The organism is Nonomuraea africana (genome assembly GCF_014873535.1).
Taxonomy (GTDB): domain Bacteria; phylum Actinomycetota; class Actinomycetes; order Streptosporangiales; family Streptosporangiaceae; genus Nonomuraea; species Nonomuraea africana.
The window spans coordinates 3,678,113-3,700,827 of record NZ_JADBEF010000001.1; the positions used below are offsets into that span (position 1 = coordinate 3,678,113).

The 22,715-nt window shown below is 70.0% G+C and carries 21 protein-coding genes; 2 read left to right on the forward strand and 19 right to left on the reverse strand.

What is annotated here, in order from left to right; all coding sequences use genetic code 11:
* Position 1: 1 nt before the first annotated feature.
* Genes H4W81_RS17400 through H4W81_RS17410 form a run of 3 tightly spaced genes read right to left on the reverse strand, consistent with a single transcriptional unit; the run spans position 2 to position 2,508 of the window.
* Positions 2–871 carry a hypothetical protein gene (locus tag H4W81_RS17400; protein WP_192775779.1) on the reverse strand — a complete coding sequence of 290 codons (870 nt, stop codon included), beginning with the start codon at positions 869–871 and terminating at the stop codon, positions 2–4.
* A gap of 46 nt (positions 872–917) precedes the next feature.
* Positions 918–1,790 (reverse strand): S66 peptidase family protein, encoded by an 873-nt coding sequence (locus tag H4W81_RS17405; RefSeq protein ID WP_192775780.1) that lies wholly within the window; start codon positions 1,788–1,790, stop codon positions 918–920.
* A complete protein-coding gene (locus tag H4W81_RS17410) occupies positions 1,777–2,508 on the reverse strand; it encodes an SIR2 family NAD-dependent protein deacylase (protein WP_192775781.1) in 732 nt (243 codons plus the stop codon). Before H4W81_RS17410 ends, H4W81_RS17405 begins: the two co-directional genes overlap by 14 nt.
* Before the next feature lie 30 nt (positions 2,509–2,538).
* On the opposite strand from H4W81_RS17410, the gene H4W81_RS17415 reads away from it, so the two are divergent.
* Positions 2,539–3,417, forward strand: coding sequence for a sulfotransferase family protein (locus H4W81_RS17415; protein ID WP_192775782.1), 879 nt, complete (start codon positions 2,539–2,541; stop codon positions 3,415–3,417).
* Between the two features lies 1 nt (position 3,418).
* Here H4W81_RS17415 and H4W81_RS17420 read toward each other — a convergent pair whose 3' ends face one another.
* From H4W81_RS17420 to H4W81_RS17480, 13 genes are all read right to left on the reverse strand, one after another.
* On the reverse strand, positions 3,419–5,290 hold the full coding sequence (locus H4W81_RS17420; protein ID WP_192775783.1) for an ABC transporter ATP-binding protein: 1,872 nt from the start codon (positions 5,288–5,290) through the stop codon (positions 3,419–3,421).
* A gap of 41 nt (positions 5,291–5,331) precedes the next feature.
* Positions 5,332–6,141 carry an enoyl-CoA hydratase/isomerase family protein gene (locus H4W81_RS17425; protein WP_192775784.1) on the reverse strand — a complete coding sequence of 270 codons (810 nt, stop codon included), beginning with the start codon at positions 6,139–6,141 and terminating at the stop codon, positions 5,332–5,334.
* Positions 6,142–6,276: 135 nt separating this feature from the next.
* Positions 6,277–6,492, reverse strand: coding sequence for a helix-turn-helix domain-containing protein (locus H4W81_RS17430; protein ID WP_020547488.1), 216 nt, complete (start codon positions 6,490–6,492; stop codon positions 6,277–6,279).
* 113 nt (positions 6,493–6,605) lie between these two features.
* On the reverse strand, positions 6,606–8,204 hold the full coding sequence (locus H4W81_RS17435; protein ID WP_192775785.1) for an ABC-F family ATP-binding cassette domain-containing protein: 1,599 nt from the start codon (positions 8,202–8,204) through the stop codon (positions 6,606–6,608).
* Positions 8,205–8,318: 114 nt separating this feature from the next.
* The gene (locus tag H4W81_RS17440; protein ID WP_192775786.1) at positions 8,319–10,928 is read right to left on the reverse strand and encodes an exo-rhamnogalacturonan lyase family protein; all 2,610 of its coding nucleotides are present in this window, start codon (positions 10,926–10,928) and stop codon (positions 8,319–8,321) included.
* The gene (locus H4W81_RS17445; protein WP_192775787.1) at positions 10,925–11,530 is read right to left on the reverse strand and encodes a rhamnogalacturonan acetylesterase; all 606 of its coding nucleotides are present in this window, start codon (positions 11,528–11,530) and stop codon (positions 10,925–10,927) included. Before H4W81_RS17445 ends, H4W81_RS17440 begins: the two co-directional genes overlap by 4 nt.
* Entirely contained in the window at positions 11,530–12,417 is an 888-nt protein-coding gene (locus H4W81_RS17450; RefSeq protein WP_192775788.1) for a carbohydrate ABC transporter permease, read from the reverse strand. The genes H4W81_RS17445 and H4W81_RS17450 overlap by 1 nt, the downstream gene beginning before the upstream one ends.
* A gap of 10 nt (positions 12,418–12,427) precedes the next feature.
* Positions 12,428–13,399, reverse strand: coding sequence for an ABC transporter permease (locus H4W81_RS17455; protein WP_225958671.1), 972 nt, complete (start codon positions 13,397–13,399; stop codon positions 12,428–12,430).
* 57 nt (positions 13,400–13,456) lie between these two features.
* Positions 13,457–15,016 (reverse strand): extracellular solute-binding protein, encoded by a 1,560-nt coding sequence (locus tag H4W81_RS17460; protein WP_192775790.1) that lies wholly within the window; start codon positions 15,014–15,016, stop codon positions 13,457–13,459.
* On the reverse strand, positions 15,016–15,642 hold the full coding sequence (locus H4W81_RS17465; protein WP_192775791.1) for a YesL family protein: 627 nt from the start codon (positions 15,640–15,642) through the stop codon (positions 15,016–15,018). The genes H4W81_RS17460 and H4W81_RS17465 overlap by 1 nt, the downstream gene beginning before the upstream one ends.
* A gap of 123 nt (positions 15,643–15,765) precedes the next feature.
* On the reverse strand, positions 15,766–16,401 hold the full coding sequence (locus tag H4W81_RS17470) for a DUF1961 family protein (protein ID WP_192775792.1): 636 nt from the start codon (positions 16,399–16,401) through the stop codon (positions 15,766–15,768).
* A complete protein-coding gene (locus H4W81_RS17475; protein ID WP_192775793.1) occupies positions 16,398–17,417 on the reverse strand; it encodes a LacI family DNA-binding transcriptional regulator in 1,020 nt (339 codons plus the stop codon). The genes H4W81_RS17470 and H4W81_RS17475 overlap by 4 nt, the downstream gene beginning before the upstream one ends.
* A 135-nt stretch (positions 17,418–17,552) precedes the next feature.
* Positions 17,553–19,052 carry a golvesin C-terminal-like domain-containing protein gene (locus H4W81_RS17480; protein WP_192775794.1) on the reverse strand — a complete coding sequence of 500 codons (1,500 nt, stop codon included), beginning with the start codon at positions 19,050–19,052 and terminating at the stop codon, positions 17,553–17,555.
* Positions 19,053–19,188: 136 nt separating this feature from the next.
* Between H4W81_RS17480 and H4W81_RS17485 the strand changes: the two genes are divergently transcribed.
* Positions 19,189–21,081 carry a family 10 glycosylhydrolase gene (locus H4W81_RS17485; protein ID WP_225958672.1) on the forward strand — a complete coding sequence of 631 codons (1,893 nt, stop codon included), beginning with the start codon at positions 19,189–19,191 and terminating at the stop codon, positions 21,079–21,081.
* Between the two features lie 24 nt (positions 21,082–21,105).
* Here H4W81_RS17485 and H4W81_RS17490 read toward each other — a convergent pair whose 3' ends face one another.
* Genes H4W81_RS17490 through H4W81_RS17500 form a run of 3 tightly spaced genes read right to left on the reverse strand, consistent with a single transcriptional unit; the run spans position 21,106 to position 22,563 of the window.
* Positions 21,106–21,759, reverse strand: a complete 654-nt coding sequence (locus tag H4W81_RS17490; RefSeq protein ID WP_192775796.1) for an acVLRF1 family peptidyl-tRNA hydrolase — start codon at positions 21,757–21,759, stop codon at positions 21,106–21,108.
* A 47-nt stretch (positions 21,760–21,806) separates the two neighbouring features.
* Positions 21,807–22,094 (reverse strand): hypothetical protein, encoded by a 288-nt coding sequence (locus H4W81_RS17495; protein ID WP_192775797.1) that lies wholly within the window; start codon positions 22,092–22,094, stop codon positions 21,807–21,809.
* 34 nt (positions 22,095–22,128) lie between these two features.
* Positions 22,129–22,563 carry an ester cyclase gene (locus H4W81_RS17500; RefSeq protein ID WP_192775798.1) on the reverse strand — a complete coding sequence of 145 codons (435 nt, stop codon included), beginning with the start codon at positions 22,561–22,563 and terminating at the stop codon, positions 22,129–22,131.
* Between the last annotated feature and the right edge of the window lie 152 nt (positions 22,564–22,715).

Here is a 22,715-nt window from a genome sequence, read left to right on the forward strand (position 1 = left end):
GCTAGGCGGCCAGCCGGGCCAGGACCCTCGCGAACTCGGGCGGCGGGGCCACGACGAGCCTGGCCTGGCCGTCCTGCAGCACGATGTCGGCTCTGATCAGGGTCAGCCTGCCCTCGTGCCACCAGTAGACCTGCTGGCTGAGGCCCGCGGCGCGCTCGGCGTGCACGCGCAGGCGCTCGATGGCGCGCACCACCCCGATGCCGTCGACGGGGTAGACCACCAGCGTCGCCGGGTCGGGCAGGATGACCAGCATGCCGTCCTCCGGCACGCGGACGTACTGCGAGAGCCAGCGCAGGTGCGCGCCGGCCGCCACGGTACGGCCCGACAGCCGCACGGCCCGCAGTCCCGACAGGTCGAGGTGCGAGACGGTGAGCCGCTCGTCCTCGCGCACGTTGGCCAGCGCCAGATCGAGGGCCTGCCCCGAGGGGATGGGCCAGCAGCCGGCCTCCTCGGGCCTGATGAGGCGGGCGCCGACCGTGAGCAGTTCCACCAGGTCGCCGTTGAGCGAGCGCCCGACCACCCTGGTGAGGTCCTCCACCGCGTCGACCGACTCCACCCTGGTGCGCAGCAGCGGCTTCACCTGGTCGAGATCGCACACGTCGAGCAGGTCGTCGGCCGCCGCGACGGCGTTGGCGAGGTGTTCGGAGACCAGGACGGGCCAGTCCTCTCGGGAACGGCGGCCCGCCTCCCTGCGCAGACCCGCCAGGCGCACCCGGATCTCCCTGCCTCCGCCCAACGTCAGCGCGCTGCCGTCGGGGGCGAAAACGCAGGTGTAGCCGAGCGAGTCGGCCACCAGCGACAGGAGTGAGTCCAGGTCGACGTCCTCGACGGATCTCCGGGAGGGCTCCCGGTCACGCCTGAAGAACTTCACGCGTCACGCCCTCCGCAAATCGTCGGTTTTCTCCCTCTGCGTCTCTCTACATTGCCTGCTCCTGGCCGCCAAGCCGACCAGACAGGGAGCACGATTCGGTATCGATAACACCAAGCGCGCCAAGCCACACAGACCACTGTGGCGTGTCGTGTCCCACCGGCAACCCCGCGATGACCGGCACGTCCAGCGGCAGCAGGCGTTCGGCGAGCACCGGGAGCGCATCGCCGCAATCTACCCATGAGCCGAGCGCGACGCCGCGCACGCCGTCGAAGGCGCCCGACTGCAGCAACTGGGTCAGCATCCGGTCGATCCGGTACGGATGCTCGGCGATGTCCTCGAGAAGGACCAGCCGGCCGGCGAAGGACGGCTGGTGCCTGGTGCCGCACAGCGAGGCGAGCAGCGACAGGTTGCCCCCTGCCAGCACCCCCTCGGCCCTTCCCTCTCTCAGCACCGTGTCGCCCGGGACGGGCGGCGCCTGGCCGAACAGGGCGGCCTGGAGGTTGTCCCAGGTGACCGGGTCGGCGAGGGCGTCGCACGCGGGCATCGGGCCGTGCAGCGTGGGCAGGCCGAGCCGGGCGCCGAACACCTGGTGCAGGGCGGTGACGTCGCTGGAGCCCAGCAGCAGTTTGGGGCCCGCCGCCCGCATCGCCTCCCAGTCGAGCAGGTCGAGCAGCCGGGCCGCGCCGTACCCGCCTCTGGAGCAGAAGACGGCCGAGACGGCCGGGTCGCACCAGGCGGCCTGCAGGTCGGCCGCGCGGTCGGCGTCGGAGCCCGCGAGGAAGCCCTGACGGTCGAGGACGTGCTCGCCGAGCACCACCTTCAGCCTGAGTCCCTCCAGCAGCCGCACGCCCCTGGCGAGCAGGGTCGCGTTCGCGGGCCCCGAGGGCGAGACGATCGCGACCGTGTCACCCGCGCGCATCGATCAGCTCCCGCACCAGGGCCGGCAGTGCCTCGCCGATCGGCCGGTCGATCACCAGGTCGGCGTACGCGTCATAGGGGGTGGGCTGGGCGTTCATGATGACGAGCGCGGCGCCCGCGTCCAGCGCCTCGCCGCACAGTCCTGCCGCCGGCTGCACGGTGAGCGTGGTGCCCACGGCCAGGAAGAGGTCGCACCCGCGCGCCGCGTCGACCGCCGCGCGCAACACCTCCTCCCTGAGCGACTGGCCGAAGGAGATGGTGTTGGCCTTCTGGATGCCGCCGCAGCGCAGGCAGGGCGGATCGGGCTCGCGCCGGTCGAGCACCTCCCGCATGGGCGTGATCAGCCCGCACGACAGGCACTCCACCTCGAACAGGGTGCCGTGCAGCTCGATCACGCGGGTGGAGCCGGCCTTCTGGTGCAGGCCGTCGATGTTCTGGGTGATGAGCGAGCGCAGCAGCCCGGAGCGTTCCAGCAACACCAGCGCGCGGTGCCCCGCGTTGGGCTCGGCGCTCCAGGCGGGATGGTCTCTGCGGGCCTGCCACGACCTGCGCCGTACCTCCGGGTCGGCCAGGTAGCTGTCGATGCTGACCAGGGCCTGGGCCGCGGGATCCTTGGTCCAGACGCCCTGCGGGCCTCTGAAGTCAGGTATTCCGGAATCGGTGCTGATGCCCGCTCCTGTGAGCACAGTGACAGATGTTGGTGGGGCCGGTTCGTTCACCTCGCAAACGGTGTCACACTGTCATCTCGTATGCGACCTCCGCCCCACATTCTCGTGGTCAACGGCATCAAGGTCCGCAGGCCGGTGTTCCTTCTCGGTGCCCCGCACTCCGGCGCGGACCTGCTCGCGCGTGCCCTCAAACGCTCCCCCGGCTTCCACCTGACCATGGGCCGCCAGTCGGTCGCGCACGTGGTCCACGCCTTCGCCCGCCGTCCCTCCATCGGGCGGAGTTCCGGCGCGGTGCGGGTGATGCGCGACTCCCTGGCCGAGTCGTGGCAGGTGCTGCCCGGATCGTGCGGCCACTGCTCGCTGCCCTGCAGGGAGGCGGGCGGCGTGACCGGCAGCGGCCCCTGCGTCTCCACCGGCGCGGTCACCCGCTTCGGCGACGCCAGCCCCGACCTGCTCTACAGCGCCGAGGTGCTGCTGCGGGCCTTCCCCGACGCGCGCTTCGTGCAGTTGATCCGCGACGGCCGCGACGTGACCGCCGACATGGTCAACGACCCCGCGTGCCTGGCCTGGTTCAAGCCGGCGATGCTGACCGACGACACCGAGTTCCCCAACGCCTTCCTCGGCGTCAACCGCGACGAGCACCGCGACAGGTGGAAGAGCATGCCCACGGCGGGCAAGTGCGCGCTGCGCTGGCGAAGCGCGGTGCGGCTGAGCGCGACCCTGCGCCGCGACCTGCCCGCCGACCAACTGCTCACGCTGCGCTACGAGGACCTCGTGCGCTCCACCGGCGACGCCCTCGCGTCGCTGTCGGCCTTCCTGGAGACCCGCGTCTCCAAGGTCGCGATGTACGGCACGCGCGTCCCCGAGGTCGGCGCCTGGCGTACCCGCCTGCGCGCGGCCGACAGGGAGCTGGTGGAGAAGGTGGCCCGCGAGGAGCTCACCAGGCTGGGCTACCAGTGACTCACTGGTGCGCGAACTGCGTGCGGTAGAGCTCGGCGTAGAGGCCGCCGCGGGCCAGCAGGTCCTCGTGACGGCCGCGCTCGGCGACCTTGCCGTCCTGGACGACGAGGATCTCGTCGGCCTCCCTGATCGTCGAGAGCCGGTGCGCGATGACCAGTGAGGTGCGCCCCGCCAGCGCCGTCTTCAGCGCCTGCTGGACGGCCGCCTCCGACTCCGAGTCGAGGTGCGCGGTGGCCTCGTCGAGCACGACCACGCTCGGCGCCTTCAGCAGCAGCCTGGCCAGCGCGAGCCGCTGCTTCTCCCCGCCCGACAGGCGGTAGCCGCGGTCGCCGACGACGGTCTCCAGCTGCTCGGGCAGCGCCTCGACCAGGTCGGCGATCTGCGCCGCGCGCAGCGCGTCCCAGATCTCCTCGTCGGTGGCCGCCGGCCTGGCGTAGCGGAGGTTGGCGCCGATGGTGTCGTGGTAGAGGTGGGCGTCCTGCATGACCACGCCCACGGTGTCGCGGATGGAGCTCAGCGTGGCGTCGCGCACGTCGAGCCCGTTGAGGCGCACCGCGCCCTCGTCGACGTCGTAGAGACGGGAGACCAGCGAGGTGATCGTGGTCTTGCCCGCCCCTGACGGGCCGACCAGCGCGATGAGCCGGCCCGGCCCGGCGGTGAAGGTGACGCCCTTGAGCACGGGGTGCGAGGGGCCGGTGTCCTGCCTGGCCACCGACTCCAGCGAGGCCAGCGAGACCTCCTCGGCCGCCGGGTAGCGGAAGCGGACGTCGTCGAACTCGATCGTCACGGGGCCCGGCGGGACCGGCCTGGCGCCGGGCTTCTCGGCGACCATGGGCTCGAGGTCGAGCACCTCGAAGACGCGGTCGAAGCTGACCAGCGCGGTCATCACGTCGACGTGCACGTTCGACAGCGAGGTGAGCGGGCCGTAGAGGCGCATCAGCAGCGCGGCCAGCGCCACCAGCGTGCCCAGCTCGAAGACCCCGTCGACGGCCAGGACGCCGCCGATGCCGTAGACCAGGGCGGTGGCCAGCGCGGCGACCAGGCCGAGCGCCACCCTGAACACGGTGCCGTACATGCCGACGATGACGCCGACGTCGCGGACCCTGGCGGCCCTGCCGCCGAAGTTGTCCGCCTCCTCCTCGGGCCTGCCGTACAGCTTGGCGACCATCGCGCCGGCCACGTTGAAGCGCTCGGTCATCACCGAGCTCATCTCGGCGTCGAGCTGCATCTGCTCGCGCGTGAGCACGGACATGCGCCTGCCCACCCACTTGGCGGGCAGGACGAAGACCGGCAGCAGGACCAGGGCGGCCAGCGTGACCTGCCACGACAGCACCAGCATGGCGCCGAGCACCAGCACCAGGCTGATGACGTTGGAGACGACCGACGACAGGGTGCTGGTCAGCGCCCGCTGCGCGCCGATGACGTCGGTGTTGAGCCTGGAGACCAGCGCGCCGGTCTGCGCGCGCATGAAGAAGGCCACCGGCATGCGCTGGACGTGGTCGAAGACCTCGGTGCGCAGGTTGTAGATGAGCCCCTCGCCGATGCGCGCGGAGAACCAACGCTGCGCCAGCGTGAGACCCGCGTCGAGGACGGCCAGGACGGCGATGGCCACGGCCAGCCCGACGACCACGCCCTCCCGCCTGGGCAGGATGCCCTCGTCGATGATCGCCTTCATCAGCAGCGGGTTGGCGACCACGATCACCGCGCCCGCGACCACCAGCAGCAGGAACGCGGTGATCTGCCGGCCGAAGGGCTTGGCGTAGCTCGCGATGCGCCTGACCGTGCCGGGTCGCAGCCGCTGCTCCATGACCGAATCGTCACGTCGCAGCGACCGCATCATCTGGGGCCCGAAGCCCCCGCCCATCATCGCCATCGGCACTCACAGCGTCAGGTGAGCCGTCGTTGATTCCCGCGTCAGCTCACCGCGAACAGAGCCTTGATCCTGGCGGCCTGCGCCACCCTCTCGGCCGCCGCCTGCTCCTCCAGGGTGCGCCCCCTCGCGCCCTGGAGCAGCCGCTTGGTCGCCGTCGCCGCGTCGCGATCGGTCGACAGCAACTCAGCCGCCTTGTCGCCGACGGCCTGGGCCAGTTCTTCCCTGCTGACGACGCGTTCGGCCAGCCCGATCCTGAACGCCTCCTCCGCGTCGACGAACCTAGCCGTCAGGCAGATGTCGATCGCCTTGGCCGTGCCCACCAGATCGACCAGGGGCTTGGTCCCTGTCAGGTCTGGCACGAGCCCGAGCGCGGGTTCCTTCATGCAGAACTTGACGTCGTCGGCCACGATCCGCAGGTCACAGGCGAGCGCCAGCTGGAACCCGGCGCCGATGGCGTGCCCCTGAACCGCGGCGATGGAGACGATCTCCGGACGGCGCAACCACAGAAATCCCTGCTGGGCCTGTTCGATCCGCTGCTCGAACGACGTGTTGTCGAGTTGTGCCACCGAGCTGAACGAGCCCTGTCCCGGCACCCCCTCGGGTGTGAACATCCGCAGGTCGATCCCTGCTGAGAAAGACGGTCCCTCACCTTGGACCACGACGATACGAACCTGCTCAGGCAGGTCGTCACCGATCCGAGCCAGAGCCGACCAGGTAGCGAACGTCTGGGCGTTCCGCTTCTCCGGCCGATCCAGCGTGATCGTCGCGATCTCACCGTCCACCTCGTAGCGCAGCCCTGCCTCCTCGAAGGAGACACGCTCCGCACTCCCCCCAAGCGTCGCTTCCGCCATCACTCACTCCCGCCGTCGCTGGTCCGTCGCGCCCGAGCCTACCGATTCCCTAGAACGAGGTTCTAGTAGGGCCCGGGCGCGACGGCACGCTGACTGGGAGACGAGCGGCTGCGGTCGCGCGTTTCCGAGGCGGCCTCAGCGCTTGGACTTGCCTCGGGTGGCCCCGCCGCGCCCGCGCAGAGTCACGCCGGACTCGCTCAGGATGCGGTGGATGAACCCGTACGACCGGCCGGTAGAAGCGGCCAGGGCGCGGATGCTCTCACCCGCGGCGTAGCGCTTCTTGAGATCGCCGGCCAGTTTCTCACGGTCGGCCCCGGTCACCCGGGTGCCTTTCTTCAGAGTCTCGGCCACGAGTACCTCCTGTAGTGCCAGACTTCCGCAGCGTTACTCCGCCATGATCAGTCATTTCAGCGGGATCGGCTACCTACTCCAGGGGAAAAGATCCCTACCCGCTCAAATTAAGATCAGGCAAGTGCCACAAGATCGGAAAATTCAGCGCTCCAAGCGTCTTCAGTTCCGTCAGGTAGCAAGATCACCCTATCGGGTTGCAGCGCCTCAACAGCACCCTCGTCGTGCGTAACCAGCACGATCGCCCCAGAATAGGACCTTAGCGCCGAAAGTACCTGCTCTCTACTGACCGGATCAAGGTTGTTCGTGGGCTCGTCGAGAAGCAGGACGTTGGCGCTCGACAGCACCAGAATGGCCAGCGCCAGCCGGGTCTTCTCGCCACCTGACAGCACGCCGGCGGGCTTGTCGACGTCGTCGCCGGTGAACAGGAACGAGCCGAGCACCTTGCGCAGCTCTGTGTCGGTGAAGGTGCCTCCCGCCGACTGCATGTTCTCGAGCAGCGTGCGCTCGGCGTCGAGGGTCTCGTGCTCCTGCGCGTAGTAGCCGACCTTGAGGCCGTGACCTGGCCTGAGCTGGCCGGTGTCGGGCTGCTCCACGCCTGCGAGCAGGCGCAGCAGCGTGGTCTTGCCCGCGCCGTTCAGGCCGAGGATGACGACCCTGCTCCCCCTGTCGACGGCCATGCTGACGTCGGTGAAGATCTCAAGCGAGCCGTAGGACTTCGACAGCTCCTCGGCCATGAGCGGCGTCTTCCCGCAGGGCAGCGGCTCGGGGAAGCGCAGCTTGGCGACCTTGTCGCCCTTGCGCACCTCCTCGGTGCCGGACAGCAGCCGGTTGGCGCGGCGCATCATGTCCTGGGCGGCCTTGGCCTTGGTGGCCTTGGCCCGCATCTTGTCGGCCTGCGCCAGCAGGGCTCCCGCCTGCTTCTCGGCGTTGGCCCGCTCGCGCTTGCGGCGCTTCTCGTCGGTCTCGCGCTGGGCGAGATACGCCTTCCAGCCGACGTTGTAGATGTCGATCACACTGCGGTTGGCGTCGAGATGAAGGACCTTGTTGACCGTCGCTTCAAGAAGGCCAACATCGTGGCTGATGATCACCAAGCCACCTTGATGCGATCGCAAAAAATCACGAAGCCACCCAATTGAGTCGGCATCTAGGTGGTTTGTCGGCTCGTCCAGAAGGAGAGTTTCTGCCCCGCTGAAGAGAATTCGCGCCAATTCCACCCTTCTGCGCTGACCACCGGACAGCGTTTCCAGCGGCTGCTTGAGCACGCGGTCGGGCAGGCCGAGGCTGGAGGCGATCGAGGCCGCCTCGGACTCGGCCGCGTAGCCGCCGAGCACGTGCATCTGGTCCTCGAGCCTGCCGTAGCGCTTGACCGCCTTGTCGCGCACCTTCGGGTCGTCGCTGGTCATGCCGACCTCGGCCGCGCGCAGCTTGCGCAGCACCTCGTCGAGGCCGCGGGCCGACAGGATGCGATCGCGCGCCAGCACCTGCAGGTCGCCCTGGCGGGGGTCCTGAGGGAGGTAGCCGACGCTGCCCGAGGTGGTGACCGACCCGGCGGCGGGCATGCCCTCCCCTGCGAGGACCTTGGTGAGGGTGGTCTTGCCCGCGCCGTTGCGGCCCACCAGGCCGATCTTGTCTCCGGGGTTGACCCGGAACGACGCGTTCTCGATGAGCAGGCGCGAGCCCGCGCGCAGCTCGATGTCACTGGCGATGATCATGTTGGAAAGGACACTCCCGGGATAGGGATGACGGTCATGGCGGCGTGGGGGCCGGTCAGTCGGGAGTGTGCATGGGGATCAGTGTACGGGCAGGGGGCACGCCTCCTCCTCTGCTTAACGGGCGGGCGGCGCCTGTGCTTCCCCTGGTCTCAGCCGCCCGCCGATCAGGGCCAGGTTCTGGATGGCGGCCAGGCCGTACTGGGCGGCGTCGTTGGTGGAGACGAACGGCGCCTCCAGCACGGGGGCGAGCACTCCCGGCCCTCCGGCGAGCGTGACGCTCCAGTCCTCCTGGCGTTGCAGGGCGTTGGAGTTGAGCTGGTCGTCCTCGTCGATCATGAACCTGCGCCAGGCCCACGCGGCCAGTTCCGCGTCGCCGGTGCGGGCCGCGGCGTAGGCGGTCAGGCGGCTGTGCGCCTGCACCAGTGAGACGCCGCGCAACGCGTGGCCGAGCTCGGCCTCCTGCACGGCCGCGGGGGCGAGATAGAGCCTGCAGTAGTCGAGCCAGGCCCGCTCGAAGCCAGGGACGTCCAGGTCGAGGGCGATCAGCTCCGCGCAGATCTCGGGCAGGCCGAAGACCGCCGACAGGTGCGAGATCCCGACAGGTGCCCTCCAGGAGCCGTCGAACCGGCCCGTGCCCAGGTCGAGCAGGGCCTGCCCGTGCAGGAAGCCGTGCGGCAGCGCGCCGATGTCGGCCATCGTGCCCAGCAGGAGGGCCCTGGCCCGCTCGTCGCCGTGCCGCTCCCACCTGGTCAGCCACGCGGCGGCCAGCGCACCCCAGTCCGCCCCGAGCCCGACCGACAGCGCCGAGGGGTCAGGGGCGTAGCCGTCGTCACGCACCTTGCGCAGCGGGTCGATCGCGACGAAGGTCTCCTCGGGCGCGGACAGCTCGTCGAGCAGGTCGCCGGTGCGCTCGTCGGCGGTCAGGTAGTAGAGGAAGCGGCGGTAGGCGGCGTTGGAGACGCGCAGCTGCTTGCAGGAGCAGCCCCAGTGCTGCACGTTGTGCCTGGTGCCCAGGCCCTTCCACCTGCCGAGGTGGTAGACGTCAACCTCGCCCGTGTGGCGGGTCATGGCCTCGGCGAAGCGGAAGACGTCGGCGCGGCCCGTGCGCAGGTACTGGTACCACAGCCACAGGTCGGGCGAGAGCTCGGAGTTGTCCCACGCGTAGCCGCCGACGTCGTAGCGCCAGGTGTGCCGGTCGGCGTCGTAGGTGTGCATGACGTCGCCGTAGTCCCAGAACCCGTACCACCTGCGCTGCTCGCGCTCGCGGACGTAGTGCTCGAACAGGAAGTCCAGGCGGTCCTCGATCTCGGCGTGGGCGGGGGTCGACCGGTCGGGCAGACCCCAGTCGCCGAAGACGCCCGCCTGGAGGATCCGTTCGGGGGCGGCGCGCAGCAGTCCCGGCGAGTTCAGCGCGGCGGCGTGCTCGGCCAGTTCCTCGGCGCGGGGCGTCGCCGCGTAGGCCCTGAGCGTGAGCTCGTGGGTGCGGGCGACGCCGCGGGCGTCGCCGAAGCCCGGCTCGTAGTCCTCGTAGGTGATCTCCAGGCCCTCCAGCTGCTCGGCGAAGCCGTCCTGACCCAGTCCGTCGTGGTAGAAGCGCAGGTCCATCGGGGGCGCGGACGGCGACCACAGCCACACCGTCGCGGTGGCCAGCTCGGTGGCGGCGCCCCTGACGTCGAGGCGGGCCGGGTGCAGCCGCCAGAAGTCGCGCAGGCCGAAGCCCAGGCCGCCGCCGGTGGCGCCGCCGACGTAGCCGTAGCCCTGCGCGCGCGTGCCCGAGGGGATCGTCACCCAGGCGTGGCCGGGGGCGGTGCGCTTGCGCAGGGTGAAGCCGTCGGCGCTGGTCTGGTCGAGGGTGTAGTCGTTCCACGCGGGGATCAGGTGCAGCCGCTCGGCCACCTCGGGGTTGCCGATCGGGCCGCAGGGACGGCCCTCGACCTGCGCCCGCCGTACGGCGTGGCCGGGGTCGCGGCGCAGGCCGGTGAGCCCGCGCACGGCCTCGGTGAGGAAGCCGCCCTCCCCCGCCAGGCGCACGTGGCGGTCGTGCGGGTCGTCGCGCATGACCACGTCGGCCCGCAGCCCGAGGCCCGCGAGGAAGTCGCGGCCAGGGTCGCCGTCCCAGACGAAGGTGTGGACGACCCGCACGTCGTCGGCCCCCGCGTAGAAGTACAGGCGGACGGTGAACGGCAGCCAGTCGCCGTGGCGGCCCTCGAGCCGCAGCACCGCGCGGACCGGCCCGTCCTGCTCCACGACGACCCGCTGGACGTGGCCCGTGGCCTGCCGGCGGACGCGTGAGCCGTCCTCGTCGGGGATGTCCTGGCGCAGGCTGACCAGGCGCACGTCGCGGACCAGCTCGCGCGAGCCGAGCGAGATCGACCTGATCAGGGTGCCGCCCGCCTCGGCCACCGTCCACACGCGCGCGCCGGTGCTGACGCGCAGCAGGCCGCTCTCCCTGGTCACCACGACGGGCCGCTCGGGCGCGCCGGGCGCGCCTCCCGCCACCAGCTCGTAGGCGTCCGCGGGTGGCTCCTGCGGCCCGATCGCGTGGGCCGACCACTTGACCGAGCCGTCGGGCCAGGTCGCGGTCACCCAGCTCTGCACGGGGGTGCCGTCGGCCAGGCCGAAGGGCTCGCCCGCGCGGACGGCGCCGCGCGGCCACGGGACGCCCCAGGTCACGCCCTGCCGCCGAGGGCCTTCCAGCCAGTGCAGTGGCGTCGGTGTCGTCATGGCAGCTCCCTCGCCACGATCGCGGCCACGGCGTCGGCGCCGCGGAAGGCGAAATGGGTGTCGTCGGCGATCCCGCCGGGATAGAGCGGGTGCTCGCCGGGCTCGAAATGGGTGAACAGGGACCTGGACCCCACGGGCCCGAGCCGCTCGTAGAGCTCGGTGGTGGCCTTCGTCAGGTCGATGAGCCGCACGCCCTCCCACTCGGCCAGCGCGCGCACCTGGTCAGGGAGGTCGCCGTGGGTGGCGACCAGGACGTTCCCCTCGAACCTGCGCCGCTGCACCGGCGTGCACAGGATCGGGGTCGCGCCCGTGGCGCGCACCTCCTTGACGAAGACCCGCAGATTCTCCTGGTAGGAGATCCCCGGATCCTTCTGGTCGTTGTGGCCGAACTGGATCAAGACCAGGTCGCCGGGGCCCGCCTCGCGCAGTAGCGCCGCCCACAGCCCCTCGGCCCGGTGGCTCGCCGTGGTCGCGCCGCCCTTGGCGAAGTTGCGCACGGGCGTGGTGACGAAGGGGCCGAGCTGCGCGCCCCAGCCCGACATCGGCGCCTCCCAGGCAGGACAGGAGGCCACCGTCGAGTCGCCCGCCAGCAGGATCGCCACTACTCCTTCACCGACCCGATCAGCACGCCCTTGGCGAAGTGCTTCTGCAGGAAGGGGTAGAACAGCAGGATCGGCAGGGTGGCGATGACGACGACCGCGAACTTCAACCCCTCCACGGGGAAGAAGACGGAGTCGAGCGAGGCCAGGGCGTTCTCGGCGTTGGCACTGGTGAGTTGCCTGACGATCACCTGGAGCGTCCACTTGCTGTTGTCGTCGATGTAGAGCAGCGGCGACATGTAGTCGTTCCAGATGCCCACCGCGTAGAACAGCGAGAACGTCGCGATGATGGGCTTCGACAGCGGCAACACGATCTTGAAGAAGACGCCCATCTCGTTGCAGCCGTCGATGCGCGCCGCCTCCTCCAGCGCCTGCGGGAGCTCCTGGAAGAAGCTCTTGACGATGATCAGGTAGAACGGGTTGATCGCCAGCGGCAGGATCAGCGCCCAGTAGCTGTTGAGCAGGCCGAGGTCGCGCACCACCAGGTAGGTGGGGATCATGCCGCCGCTGAAGACGAGGGTGAAGATGACCAGGTTGAGCACCAGCGTGCGGCCTGGCAGGTAACGCTTGGCCAGCGGGTAGGCCATCGTGAGCGTGAGCATGACCTGCACGGCCGCGCCCACCGCCGTCACGACGATCGTGGTGATCAGCGCCCTGACGAAGGTGTCGGTGGCGAAGATGTACTCGTAGGTGCTGGTGACGAACTTCTCTGGCCACAGGAAGAACGGCCGCGAGGCGATCTCCGACTCGGTGGCGAACGATCCGGCCAGGACGTAGAGCAACGGCAGCACCGTGACCAGGGCCAGGCCCACGAGCAGCGCGATGTTGAGCGCGTCGAAGACGCGGCTGCCGACGGAGGCGTGCTGACCCACCGACTTCTTGGCTGACATGCGAACTCCTTTAGAACAGTCCACGCTGACCGAGGCGCTTGGCGAGCCAGTTGCAGCCGAAGATCAGCACGGCGCCGGCGACGCCCTTGAACAGGCCCACGGCGGTCGCGTAGCTGTAGCCGCCCTGCGTGATGCCCACGTAGTAGACGAAGGTGTCGAACACGTCGGCGGTCGAGCGATTGAGCGAGTTGGTCATCAGCCAGAGCTGCTCGAAGCTGGCGTCCAGCAGGTTGCCCGAGGTGAGGATGGCCATGACGACGATCGTCGGGCGGATCGCGGGCAGCGTGACATGCCAGAACTGCCGCCAGCGCCCGGCGCCGTCCATGCGGGCGGCCTCGTACATGTCGGGGTTCACCCCGGCCAGCGCGGCCAGGTAGATGATCGTGCCCCAGCCGGTCGACTTCCACAGCGTCTGCATGACGATGATGGGCCGGAACCACTCGGCCTGGGCGACGTAGTCGACCTTGGTGCCGCCGACGAAGCCGTGGATCCAGTTCGCGATCACGCCGAAGTCCACCGAGAACAGCAGGTAGGTCAGCGATGCGACGATCGTCCACGACAGGAAGTGGGGGATGTAGACCAGGGACTGGATCGAGCGCTTGAGGACGTTGAACCGCAGCTCGTTCAGCATGAGGGCGACGATGATCGGCGCGGGGAAGGCAAAGACGATCATCAGGAGCGCGAGGATCAGCGTGTTGCCGAGCAGCCGGCCGAAGTCGGGGCCGGTGAACAGGTCCTCGAAGTGGGCCAGGCCCACCCACTCGCTGCCGGAGTAGCCGAGGAACGGGACGAAGTCCTGGAAGGCGATGGTCAGGCCGTACATCGGCAGATACTTGAAGATCGCGAAGTAGGCGAGGCCGGGCAGGAGCATGAGGTAGAGCCAGCGGTAGCGCAGCAGCGCGGTGCCGGTCGACACCTTGTCCCCGCGCCTCGGCTTTCGCGGGACCGCCTGCACGGGAGGCGGCGCCAGGTCGGTGGCCAAAGCGGCCTCCTTTCGTGACATGGGGGGCCCGGGGCAGCGCCCGGGCCCCCTCGCGGATCAGTTACCGGCCTTGGCGACCAGGGCGCCCAGCTCGGCGACGACCTGCGTGCCGCCGCTGTCGTACCAGCGCTTGATCTCTGCCTTGAGCTGCTCCTCGGTGATCTCGCCCGCCAGGTACTTGACCCGGGCGTCGCTGACGATCGGGTGCAGGGTCGCGCCCTTGGCCGTCAGGGTCGGCGAGACGTAGGGAAGCGTCGGGTCGTGCACCGCCGTCTGCAGGTCCAGCGCCTCCAGTTCCTTGCGGAGCTTGAGGTTCTCCTGCTCCGCCTCGGACGCCGGCCTGCGCTCGTAGGCGTCGCCGGCCACGCCGACGCTCGACGTGGTGCCCAGCTGGATGAAGGCGTAGTCGACGTCGTTGTTGATGGCCTTGACCGCGGGGTCGTTCTCGTTGATCCGTACGGCGTAGCCGTCCTCGACCTTGTAGTTACGCCCCTCGATGCCGTTGTTGACGAGCCTCGCGCCCTCCTTGGAGGCCAGCCGGTCGAGGGCCTTGAGCACGTCGTCGAGCTGTTCCTCGGTCCTGATGTTCTGCTTGGAGATCGCGACGATGCCGTTGTAGCCGGTGAAGGGCAGGGAGAACTTCTTGCCGTCGGGGCGGGAGAGGTTGCCGCTCATCGCCAGCTTCTTGGCGTAGCCGTCCGGGTCCTGCTCCTTGAGCAGCTCGTACAGCTGGGTGGCCCGGACGTTGACGTCGATGATGATGCCGCCCTTGCCCTGGACGAACGGGTCGTTCCACTTGGCGGTGTCGAGGGTGGCGAAGTCGCGGTTGACCAGGCCCTCGTCGATCATCTTCTTGAGGTAGCGGTTGGCCTCCATGAACTCGGGCGTGTCGAACTCGGGGACGAGCTTGCCGTCGCGCATGGCGTAGCCGTTCGGCGCGCCGAACCAGACGTCGATGGCGTTGAACGGGTTGGAGGAGTTGAAGATCGGGGTCGGCCACTTCGGGATGATGAGGCCGTAGGTGTCCTTCTTGCCGTTGCCGTCGGGGTCCTTCTCGGTGAAGGCCTTGGCGACGTTGTAGAGATCGTCGGTGGTCTTGGGCAGCTCCAGGCCGAGCTTGTCCAGCCAGTCCTTGCGCAGCAGCACCGCCGAGCGCAGCAGTGGCCTGACGCGGTAGATGCCGTAGTTCTTGCCGTTGGTCGAGGAGTTGAGCCTGGCCTGCTCGTTCCTGGGCTTGAGGTTCGGGTACTTGCCCAGCTTGTCGGTCAGGTCCCAGAACGCCCCGGCCTCGGCGGCCTTGACGAACGAGGGCCCCTTGTTGTCCTGGAGGACCATGACGTCGGGGATCTTGTCCGAGGCCAGCGTGACGTTGGTCTTGTCGGAGTAGTCGGCGTTCGGCACCCAGGTGATCTGGAGCTTCTTGCCGGTCAGCTTCTCGACGGCCTGCTGGATCTCACCCGAGGGGTTGGGAGCGGTGCCGAACAGCGGGACCATCATGGTCAGCGTGCTGCTGTCGGCCTTGCCCTCGCTCCCCGCTCCGCCCGAGCAGGCGGCGGCGACGAGAGTGGCTGTTAGCGCTAACACACCGGCCATGAGGCGGCGGGGGGAGGTGCTCATCAGTTTCCTTTCGGATGCAGACGCGCTTCGTTCTCCGCGAAGAAGCGCAGGCAGAGCCACGTGTTCAGCTGGATCCACGCTCCGGCGCCGACGGCGAGGGCCAGGATCGGCAGCGCCGCTCCCGCGTAGGCCACCACCACGAAGACGAACAGCAGCAGGATCGTGGAGGCGGGATGGGCCAGCGCGAACAGCGACGCCTTGACCAGGTAGGCGGGCAGCCTCAGGTCGTAGCGGACGTACAGGGGCAGCAGGTGGGCGGTGATGACGACCAGCACGAGCAGCGCCACGAGGGTCGCCGCCTTCGGGCCGGCGCCCGCCGGGCCGAGAGAGGAGAAGTACAGGTAGTTGCCCGCGAGGACGGTGCCCAGCGCCGCTGGTGGCAGCACGAGCAGCGAGCCTCTGACGAACTCCCGCCGGTAGATGGCGAGGAACTCGCGCCAGCTGTGAATCGATTCATTCTCAGCGTGCCGCCGTGCCAGGGTGTACGCCGCGACGGTGGCGGGACCGAGCCCCAGGATCACGCCGCCCGCGAGGGTGAACACGATCCAGAGCAGGTTGAGCCTGACCGCCCACAGCACCTCGTCGCAGGCCGAGTAGAGCCTGGTCAACCAGGTGGAGCCGGTCATGTCGCACCACCTCGGGAGGTAGGGCGGCCATAGGGGGTGAAGGGTTGCACCGGGGTTCCTGCCCTGTAAAAAGCGGGTGAACGGCGGTTGGTGCTGCGAACGTAGTGTTGAATCGACTCAAAGTCAATGAGCTGAAACCCGCAGATTCGCGTACTCCCCGATCATCGGCGCCATCTGCCGGAAGCCGATCTTGCCGCCGCCCAGGGGGCTGTCGTCCCTCCAGGTGAAGGAGGTGATCCCGTTGATCTGGAAGGTGATCTCCCCGTGGCGGATCGACAGCCGCATGGCGTAGGGGCCCTGGGCGTCCATGACCGAGGGCAGCGGGTCGGCGCCCTGGGCGACCAGGTGGAAGCCGTGGCTCCTGCGCAGGTTGCAGGTGTGCAGGGAGCGCTCCGACGGCCACATCCTGCGGAAGTAGGAGACGTGGTAGGCGTCGAGGTCGCCGTGGTGGTACTGCTCGTACGGCCCCGTGCGCGGGGCCAGGTCGAACAGGTCCTCGCCGCGCCTGCCTCTGGCGTGGAAGAACATGATGCACAGGCCGGGCTCGCGGACCGGCCAGAAGTCCCATTCGACGACGACGTCGGGCGGGAAGTCGTCGGGGCACCACAGCACGATGTTGGCGGCCTGGCCGTCCTCGGGCGGGCGCAGGCTCTCCAGGCGCAGCCTGCCCTGCGGGAAGGAGAGCGCGCCGTCGCCCTCCAGACGGAAGCCCTCCAGGTCGGAGGGGCCGGCCAGGGCGTTGCGGTACAGCTCGGTCACGCGCTTCCTCCCGGTGGGCCGCTCGACTCCCTCACCACCAGGTCAGGCTGGAAGATGACCTGCCGGTGCCGGTGCCTGTCCGGCTCCTCGACCTCTTCGAGCAGCAGGTCGATCGCCGTACGGCCGAGCAGTTCGCGCGGCTGCCTGACGGAGGAGAGCGGGACGGCCGAGGCGGCGGCGAAGTCGATGTCGTCGTAGCCGACGATCGCCACGTCGTGCGGCACCCGCACCCCGTGCGCGGCCATCGCCTGGAACAGGCCGAGCGCGAGCAGGTCGTTGGCGCAGAACACGGCCGTCGGCCTGGACGGCGGCGGCAGCGCGGCGATCCGCTCCCCCGCGGCCCTGCCCTCGGCGATGCTCAGCGCGGGCATCGACATCGTCTCCAGCGTGACGCCGCGCGCCGCCTCGACGGCGCTCGTGATGCCCGCGTGCCGGTCGGCGACCTGCTGGAAGGAGGGCGGCCCGCCGACGAAGGCGATGCGCAGGTGTCCCCGCTCGATCAGGTGATTGCCCGCGAGTTGCCCGCCGAGCCTGTCGTCCACCGACACCGAGCACTGCCCTCCGTGGGCGGCCCTGTCGACCAGGACCACCGGCGTGCCCCTCGCCGCGAGCTGGAGCAGCCTGGGGTTGTCGGTCTCGACAGGGGTGATCAGGATGCCGAGCACACGCTGCTGTTCGAGCTGGTCGAGGTGGCGGCGCTCCCTCGTGGGATCGCCCGCGCTGTTGCACAGCACGACCATGGTGTCGTGCTCGTCGGCCAGCGCCTCGGCGCCCTGCGCGACGTCGGCGAAGAACGGGTTGGCCACGTCGAGCACGACCAGCCCGACCGTGCGGCTGCGGCCGACCCGCAGGTGGCGGGCCACCTCGTTGCGGACGAAGCCCAGCTGGCGGATCGCCGCGAAGACCCGCTCCCTGGTGGCGGGAGAGACGATCTCGGGGCGGTTGAGCACGTTGCTCACCGTGCCCACGGAGACGCGCGCCAGCTGCGCGACCTCCTTGATGTTCGTGGTGGCCATTGATCCTCACGAAGCCTTCCCCGCTGTGAACGGGCTCATCATAGCGGGAGACATGATCTTTTTGAATCGTCTCAAGCCGCGGCACGAGAAAAGGGCACGGCCCGCGCGAGACGACGCGAGCCGTGCCCCGGTGGGTCAGAGGCGGGTGAGGCGGACGGCGTCGGCCACGACGTAGCCCACGCCCGACGTCCATCGGCTCACGCCGACGACGTCGCGGTCACCCGCGCTGAGTGTGAAGGTGCCGATGCTGCGCCAGCCGCCACCGCCCGAGCGCTGGTCGACGAAGACCGTCTGGTTGCCGCTCGACGTGGCGACGATGTACGGCGCCGAGCTGTTGTAGCCGGGGTCGGAGGGGTACCAGACCTCGACGCGGTAGCTGCCGCTGCTGGGCAGGTTGGCCCTGAACCAGGCCGGGTCGCTGGCGGCGACCGGATTGGCGTAGCGGTAGTCGGCGCCGTAGCGCTGGGCGGAGTAGGACGAGGTGCCCCAGTTGGCGCTGGCGGTGAAGGCGCCCGAGTTGTCCACCGTGGCCGACCAGGTGCCGCCGCCGCCACCCGTCACGTACGACATGTAGGTGTTCCAGTTCCAGTTCGGACCCGGGTCGGTGTGGGTGGCGCCGGGCACCTGGTTGTGCCCGATGATGTGCGTGCGGTCCTTGGGGATGCCGTACTTGTCGCAGATGTGGCGGGTCAGCGCGGCCGACGCGCGGTACATCGCGTCGGTGAACCAGGAGGCGTCGTTGACCCAGCCCTCGTGCTCGAGGCCGATGGAGCGGGTGTTGTAGGTCCAGTTGCCCGCGTGCCAGGCGACGTCCTTCTCGCGGACCATCTGCGTGATCGCGCCGTCGGAGGAGCGGATCACGTAGTGCGCGGAGACGTTGGCGCTCGGGTTCTGGAACCAGGAGATGGTGCCGGCGTAGGAGCCCTGGGTCACGTGGATGATCACCCGGTCGATGGCGTAGCTCGACGGGCGGCTCGAGGCGGTGTAGTTGCCGGAGTTGGCGGGAACCCAGCTGGCGTTCGGGTAGTCGGGGCTGGCGGCGACGGCCCTGGCGTTCAGGTCCTGGGCCGCGGCGTACTCGCCCCTGTCCGCGGTGACCTCGCGCGGCGCCACGCGCAGGCCCTTGGCCTTGAAGCCGAGGCCGAGCAGCTCGTAGACGGCGTCGGCGTAGAGGCGGGCGAGCTCGGGGGTCGAGGCGTTGCCGTACCTGGCGACGGCCTGGTACCAGCGGCCCTCGTCCTTCCTGGCCGTCTCGTCGAGGCCGAGCTCGTCGCCGATGGAGCGCAGGACGGCGGCGCCGCCCATGATGTTGGCCGCGGTGTCGGCGCGCAGCTGCTCCACCGGCAGGCCGGTCAGCTCGGCGGCCTTCTCCAGCGTGTGCGTGGTGGGGTTGCTGACCAGGTGCATCACGCCGTAGCCGCCGCTGGCGCTGGGCTCGCCGGCGTGCCCGTCGAGGTGGGTCTCGGCGTAGGCGATGGCGGCCAGCAGGTCGCGCGGGACGTCATGGGCGGCGGCCGCCTTGGCGAAGGCGGAGCCGAGCGGGTCGCGATCGGCGAGGGCGGAGTGGGCCGGGTGCGCGGCGAGGATGAGGAGGGCGGAGAGGGCGGTGGCGACAAGGGCGACTAATCGGCGCATGTGCGCTCCTCGTGCAAGGGGGTGTCGGATGCACACTAAAAGGGTTCATGACCGATGTCGATAATTGACATTACTCCGCGAGTAGATGAAAATTTCCGCCTTTCAGGTCTTGTAGCGGGCCCGGATGGTCGTCACCATGCGAGCTGTGACCCGATTAGCGGCTCTCCTCGCCCTCGTGCTCACCGTCCTCGTCTCACCCCAGACCGCCCACGCCGCCACCGTCGCCTGCGTCCCCGACCCGGCCACGCCGAAGCGGCAGTTCAGGGCGATGTGGATCTCCTCCGTGGCCAACATCGACTGGCCCAGCAGGACGGGGCTGTCGGTCTCCGCGCAGCAGGCCGAGTTCCGCGCCTGGCTCGACCTGGCCGTCCAGAAGCGGATGAACGCCGTCGTCGTGCAGGTCAGGCCCACGGCCGACGCGTTCTGGCCCTCGCCGTACGAGCCGTGGTCGCAGTGGCTGACCGGCACGCAGGGCGGCAATCCCGGCTACGACCCGCTCGCCTTCATGGTCGCCGAGGCGCACGCCCGCAACCTGGAGTTCCACGCGTGGTTCAACCCGTACAGGGTCGCCAACCACGACGACCCCAACCGGCTCATCGCCAGTCACCCCGCCAGGAAGAACCCGGGCTGGCGCTTCGCCTACGGCGGCAAGCTCTACTACAACCCCGGCATCCCCGCCGTGCGCGCCTTCATCGAGGACGCCATCATGGACGCCGTCACCCGCTACGACGTGGACGGCGTGCACCTCGACGACTACTTCTACCCCTATCCGGTCAGCGGGCAGGCCATCCCCGACTCGGCCACCTACGCGCAGTACGGCGGCGCGTTCGGCAACGTCGCCGACTGGCGGCGCGACAACGTCAACCTGCTGATCCGTGAGCTCGACGAGCGCATCCACGCCGCCAAGGCGCACGTCGCCTTCGGCGTCAGCCCGTTCGGCATCTGGCGCAACTCCTCGACCGACCCGCTCGGCTCGCGCACCTCGGGCCTGCAGTCCTACGACGCCATCTACGCCGACAGCCGCCGCTGGGTGAAGCAGGGCTGGGTCGACTACCTGACGCCGCAGCTCTACTGGCACATCGGCCACACCGCCGCCGACTACGCGGTGCTCACCGCGTGGTGGTCGGAGGTGGTGAGGGGCACCGCCGTGCAGCTGTACGCCGGGCAGGCCGCCTACCGGGCGGGCGCCTCGGGCCAGGACCCCGCGTGGCAGGACCCCGCCGAGCTCAGCGACCACCTGCGCGTCAACCGCGGGCACCCCGAGATGCTCGGCGACGTCTACTTCAGCGCCAAGGACGTGCGCGCCGACCGGCTCGGCGCCTTCTCCAAGGTGGTGGCCGACCACTACTCCAGGCCCGCCCTGATCCCGCCGCGAGGGACGGCGGGCGCCCCTCCCGCGCCCACGGTCACCTCGGTGACGCAGGGCCCCGGCGGGATGACGGTGACGTGGCGGGCCACCACCGGCGCGGCCGCCTACGCGGTCTACCGGGGGGACGCGGCCGACCCGTGCCTGGTCACCGACGCCCGCAACCTGCTCGGGACCACGCGGGGGACCTCCTTCACCGACCCCGCACCCGGGCAGGGGACCTACCACGTGACCGCCCTCAGCAGGACGCACCAGGAGAGCGGCTCGTTCAGCGTCGTGGTGGACGGTCCCGCGGCGGGCGCGGCGTGGGGCACCTCCGCCTACTCCGCGCAGCGGTACGGCGCCGACTACCGGTTCGCCGGTCCCGTCGCGGCCAGCGATCCCGCCTGGTTCTCCGCGACCGTCCCGGCCGCGGGGAGCTACCGGGTGGAGGTGTGGCATCCGGCCGACGCCGGGTACAACAGCGCCACGCCGTACATCGTGTCGGCGGCGGGCGGGGCCCGGACGGTGGTCGTCGACCAGCGCACGGGAGGCGGCCAGTGGCGCTCCCTCGGCACGTTCACGCTGAACGCCGGGACCTACAACGTGGTGGGGGTGAGCAGGTGGACGTCCGCGACGGGGTACGTCGTCGCCGACGCGGTCCGCGTCAGCGCGAGCCCGTGACCCTGCGCGCGCGAGGGGGTCGCGTCACGCCGGGTCGGTGATGTGGATCCGGACGGCGCGGAACTGGGCGGGCGTCTCCTGGAGCACGGCCAGCCTGGGGTCGGGCACCGTGAGGAACGGCTCGGCCTCCAGCGCGAACAGCGGGGCGAGCCGCCGCTCGCCCCGCATCAGGTCCACGGCCTTGCGGTCGCCGCCGAACACCACCGCCGCCATGCCGTCGAGGTGCGGCGACAGCACGCGCAGGGCGGTGTCGGCGGCCGCCTGGTAGGTCTGCTCCGCCTGGTTCTGCCGGCGCCTGGCGAAGCGCTGCTGCGACCAGCCGCCCGCGGCGGTGCGCCCCTGGACGTAGCGGGAGTCGACCTTGGAGGCGATCAGCCTGGCGCCCTGGAAGACGCCGGCCGCGTAGCCGCCGAGGCGGACGAGCACCACGCCGACCAGGCGGTCGGCACGGGCGTGGGCGACCAGGTTGGCGACGCGTGGCGGCCCCTGCGGCAACGGCGGGAAGGGCGCGTGGCATTCGGCGAGCGCGCCGTCGGCGGCGGCCAGCCGTACGACGTGGTCGTCGCCGGTGGACTCGAACGGACCGTGCCGGTCGGCGAACCCGTCGATCCAGCGCTGCAGGCGTTCGGGCGGTACCGAGACCCAGCGTCCCCCGCCCTTCGCGGGCCTTGCCTTCACCGTCGCAGCGTACCGGTGTCCTCAGCGCCGCGAAGCCCGCCCAGGTCTCAGGAGCCCGGGATCAAGGAGTTGCGCACCTCGTACACCGTCGTCTCGAACGGCGGGGCGTCGAGGCCCTGCGCGGCCGGTTGGACCACCTCTCGCAGGAATCGCCTGAGCACCTCCTCCGACTCCCACACGTCGATGACGTGCCAGCCGCCCGCCCCGTCAGGCATCCCGAAGTGCGCGATCAGCCCGGCCGGTGGGTTCTCCCGGTCCGGGACCGCCCGCTCGAAGGTCGCCTGGTAGAGCTCCTCGGTCCAGCCCGCACCCTGGTGGTGTGCCAGAATCGCCATCTCGGTCCCTCGATTCGCGGTCTCGACGACGGGCCTACTCCGCAGGGCCGCCGATCTCGGGCAGCACGCCGAGCTGCTGGAGGAAGCCGAGAAGGTCCTTGTCGGACCACTTCTCCGCCAGCCTGCCGTTCTCGATGCGGTGCACGACCGTCGCCGTCACGGTGAGCTGCCGGCCGGTGGCCGGGATGCCGGGAAGGTCGCCCTTGTGGACGCCGCGCGCCGTCAGCCGCGTCACGACCTTGTCACCCTCCGCGATCTGGTCCTCGATGTCGTGGGTGCCGGGTGTCGCCTCCCAGAACAGGCGGAACACCTGTTTGAGCCCATCGCGGCCGGAGCCGAAGCCGGGAAACGGCGGCGGGGTGTGGTCGAGGTAGTCCTCGGCGACGAGCTCGTCCATGGCGTCGATGTTGCCCTTGTCGATCTCGGCGTAGAAGCGGCGCACCAGCGCCTTGTTCTCCTCAGTGGACATGGCTGCCTTCCTCCGCTCCCTTCCATGATGCGCGCGGGCCGGGGGGAGGATCGTCCGGGAAAGGCAAACGTTGGCCCCGGCCCTTCCACGGCACCGTGAGGCCGGAACTCATGGCGAAATGTCGGTGAACTTCGCTTCACGGGCCTTCTGGC

Bases quoted from the DNA above. Each gene is read 5' to 3' on its own strand.
- H4W81_RS17405 (WP_192775780.1), bottom strand. From the start codon at position 1,790: ATGCGCGCGGGTGACACGGTCGCGATCGTCTCGCCCTCGGGGCCCGCG.
- H4W81_RS17415 (WP_192775782.1), top strand. From the start codon at position 2,539: ATGCGACCTCCGCCCCACATTCTCGTGGTCAACGGCATCAAGGTCCGC.
- H4W81_RS17420 (WP_192775783.1), bottom strand. From the start codon at position 5,290: ATGGCGATGATGGGCGGGGGCTTCGGGCCCCAGATGATGCGGTCGCTG.
- H4W81_RS17425 (WP_192775784.1), bottom strand. From the start codon at position 6,141: ATGGCGGAAGCGACGCTTGGGGGGAGTGCGGAGCGTGTCTCCTTCGAG.
- H4W81_RS17435 (WP_192775785.1), bottom strand. From the start codon at position 8,204: ATGATCATCGCCAGTGACATCGAGCTGCGCGCGGGCTCGCGCCTGCTC.
- H4W81_RS17440 (WP_192775786.1), bottom strand. From the start codon at position 10,928: ATGACGACACCGACGCCACTGCACTGGCTGGAAGGCCCTCGGCGGCAG.
- H4W81_RS17450 (WP_192775788.1), bottom strand. From the start codon at position 12,417: ATGTCAGCCAAGAAGTCGGTGGGTCAGCACGCCTCCGTCGGCAGCCGC.
- H4W81_RS17460 (WP_192775790.1), bottom strand. From the start codon at position 15,016: ATGAGCACCTCCCCCCGCCGCCTCATGGCCGGTGTGTTAGCGCTAACA.
- H4W81_RS17465 (WP_192775791.1), bottom strand. From the start codon at position 15,642: ATGACCGGCTCCACCTGGTTGACCAGGCTCTACTCGGCCTGCGACGAG.
- H4W81_RS17475 (WP_192775793.1), bottom strand. From the start codon at position 17,417: ATGGCCACCACGAACATCAAGGAGGTCGCGCAGCTGGCGCGCGTCTCC.
- H4W81_RS17480 (WP_192775794.1), bottom strand. From the start codon at position 19,052: ATGCGCCGATTAGTCGCCCTTGTCGCCACCGCCCTCTCCGCCCTCCTC.
- H4W81_RS17485 (WP_225958672.1), top strand. From the start codon at position 19,189: ATGCGAGCTGTGACCCGATTAGCGGCTCTCCTCGCCCTCGTGCTCACC.
- H4W81_RS17495 (WP_192775797.1), bottom strand. From the start codon at position 22,094: ATGGCGATTCTGGCACACCACCAGGGTGCGGGCTGGACCGAGGAGCTC.
- H4W81_RS17500 (WP_192775798.1), bottom strand. From the start codon at position 22,563: ATGTCCACTGAGGAGAACAAGGCGCTGGTGCGCCGCTTCTACGCCGAG.